At 53.5% G+C, this 2,771-nt stretch carries 1 protein-coding gene and 1 pseudogene; both read left to right on the top strand.

Features of this window, described 5'->3' with window-relative positions:
* Positions 1-269, top strand: a pseudogene (locus tag KO503_RS16890) (helix-turn-helix domain-containing protein); the annotation flags it as partial.
* A gap of 229 nt (positions 270-498) precedes the next feature.
* Positions 499-2,316: an autotransporter outer membrane beta-barrel domain-containing protein gene (locus tag KO503_RS16885; protein WP_215992728.1), complete on the top strand. Its 1,818-nt coding sequence runs from the start codon at positions 499-501 to the stop codon at positions 2,314-2,316.
* Positions 2,317-2,771 lie beyond the last annotated feature (455 nt).

The following is a 2,771-nucleotide window of genomic DNA, read 5'->3' as shown; positions in this document are numbered from 1 at the left end:
ACCTGCAGCGTGGCGAGGCTGGGCTGCAGGATCAATCTCAAAAGCCAAAGCATGTCTGGAACCGCATCCCTGACGACGTACGGCGCAAGGTGGTGAAGCTGGCGCTGAAGGAGACCGAGCTGTCGCCAAGAGAACTGGCAGTGACCTTCACAGACAAGGAAAGTTACTTTGTATCAGAGGCTTCAACGTATCGGATCTTGAAAGCGCATGATCTGATCACCAGCCCTGCCTTCATCGTGATCAAGGCGGCGAACGAGTTCAAAGACAAAATGGACCTGTCACATTTTAGTGCCGCCCCAAGTGCTCGTTTATGCCACCTTGCGTTCGAAGGCGACAGGGAACTTTTCAACGATGTGGCCAATGAAGTCGATCGCGTTCGCCTGCGTATTTTTTCGGTACCAGAGACATAGATTGGGTATCGTTAGAGGTGTTTGCATATGTCTGTTACAAAAGACCGTTAGGGCAGAGCAAATTTATCTCCAACCCACAGGTTTTCCCATGCGCGCGACATTTCTTTGCTCTTTGTCTTCCCTCGCCCTAATCTCAGTTCTGGCCTTGCCCCTACAGGCGCAAGCGATTGAGGCCTGCACGCCATCTTCACCGAGTGATGGCGATGACGTTATCTGTTCTGGTACGGGAACGGGCCTTCTTGACGATGGTTTTGACGACGGCACGATCACCGTTTCTGAGGGGGCCGTGATCACGGGCGACGACCAAGGATTTGAATTTGATGACGGTGTTACCTTTACCAATGCGGGTACGATCACTGGCCAAAACGACCATGGGGTGCAGGGCGATAATGATGTGACGGTGACCAATTATGGTACGGTCACGGGTGAGGACGGTGACGGCGTTAATATTGATGACGACGGGGTGATTGAGAACTACGGTACCATCATCGGGTCCGATGACGGTGTGCAGCTTGAAGACAACGCGCGTGTGATCAACTATGATACAGGCGTGATTGAGGCCGAAGATGAAGGCGTCAACATCAATACCGACGGTGCGGTGCTGATAAACTATGGCACGATCACTGCAGGCGACGACGCGGTGAACGCGGCTGCCGATGCCGACATAACCAACTATGGCACGATCCGATCTACTGGTGATCAAGATGGTATCGATTTGGATAGCGGTATGATTTTTAACGCTGGTCTGATCATCTCGGATGGGGCGGAGGACGGTATCGATTTTGATCCGTCAACAGGCGCTTCGACCATCACCAATACAGGTCGGATCGAAGGTTCCATCGGGATCAATACTGACCCCATCGATACGGGCGCGCAGACAGTGATCAACTTTGGCACGATTGTCGGACGTAGTGGCACAGCAATAAGTCTGGGCGATGGCGATGATGCGTTGGAAATTCACGGGGGCACAATTGTTGGCGACGTGGACCTTGGCGCAGGGACCGATACGCTTACGGTGGTGACGACCAACTTTGGTGCTATCAGCTTTGTAAACGCCCCTGAGGTGATTGATCTTCAAACAGATAGCGCACTTTTCGTCAATCAAACGCTGGTGATGGCAGATGCGGAGGTCTTTGGTGTCGCAGATACTCTTGTTGCCGGTCTGTCTTATGACATCACGCGTACAGGTTTTGGTCCGTTGAAGCCGGGGGCGTTCTGGATCTCAGGGCAGGCGCAACTCGGAGAAGACGATTGGCGCGATGGCGCGCTAAGCTTTGGCCGCGATTTTGATACCTACGGCCTGTTCATGAGCGTCGCAGGCGGCAACGCTGAGACGGGCGATATCACAGCGCGCAACATCGCTTTTGGCGGGCGCTACGCGCGCGAACTTTCGGCGCAAACCCAAATGAGCGCCGTGGCGTTCGTCGGTGCGGGGGATGTAACCTATGGCGATGCGGGCGATGCCACGACAGATGCGATGTTCGCGGGGCTTGGCGTGCAGCTCTCCCACGCGATGGCTTCGCGCTTCACTGTGTCCGGTAACGCTGGGCTAAGCTTCTATCGCTTGGACGATTTTTCCGCCGAGAACCTGGAGGGGGCCGCATTTGACGCGCGCACGGTGACCAACGGCTTTGCTGGTCTTGAGGTCGGTTATGATATCGCAGTTTCTGGTCTGCACCTTGCGCCATTTGTTGGAGTCACAGCGTTGTTCGTCGATGGGGATGCCGTCGCCATGTCTTTGGCGGATGCCAGCACCAGCTTTGCAACATCAAGCGAAGACAGCATTGGATATTTGAGCCTCGGAATGGACTTGAAGGGGGCCGATATCTGGTCGGCGCGCGTTGAAGCCCGCGTCGATAACGATGGTGAGGTGTCCGCAGTGCTTTCTGCGCGCACATCGTTCTAATCGGTAAAGCCTTGGACCTACGCTTTTAAAAGTTGTGGGGTATTACTATTGGCGTCAGGTTTGTGCGCACTGTTATGCTTTGTTCTATCGGGCGCACAAATCTGGTTAGTTGTTGCTGTTCGGCGTGACGCTCAACGTGCCGCGTGCAATGTCTGTAAATCAAGCGGGTCGAGGGGCTTGACTGGGTGCATTGGTATAGGTGTCTGACGTCAGCACCCGTGGGACAGATTTGAGGGTTTTATTAGCAGAGGATTTCTGGTTCACCTTATCGATTAGGAGATCGAGATGACGACGAAACACCAGACATCGAAAGAGGCCGCCAAGAAGGTGATCAAAACTTGGGCTGACTTAAATGCTTACCCTGAGTGAGCCGCTAGAGTGTCACTAGTGGTGCGACAATGTATTGTATTTATATAATTATTTCATGATGCGATATTGTCCGTCGTCATATAAAG

The organism is Pacificibacter marinus, assembly GCF_018860505.1.
Classification (GTDB): Bacteria; Pseudomonadota; Alphaproteobacteria; order Rhodobacterales; family Rhodobacteraceae; genus Celeribacter; species Celeribacter marinus_B.
Note: the sequence above shows the minus strand (reverse complement) of the source record. Positions and strands in the feature narration are given on the sequence as shown.

What these genes read in the sequence shown, in the direction of transcription:
- KO503_RS16885 (WP_215992728.1), top strand. Translation starts at nt 499, where the DNA reads ATGCGCGCGACATTTCTTTGCTCTTTGTCTTCCCTCGCCCTAATCTCA.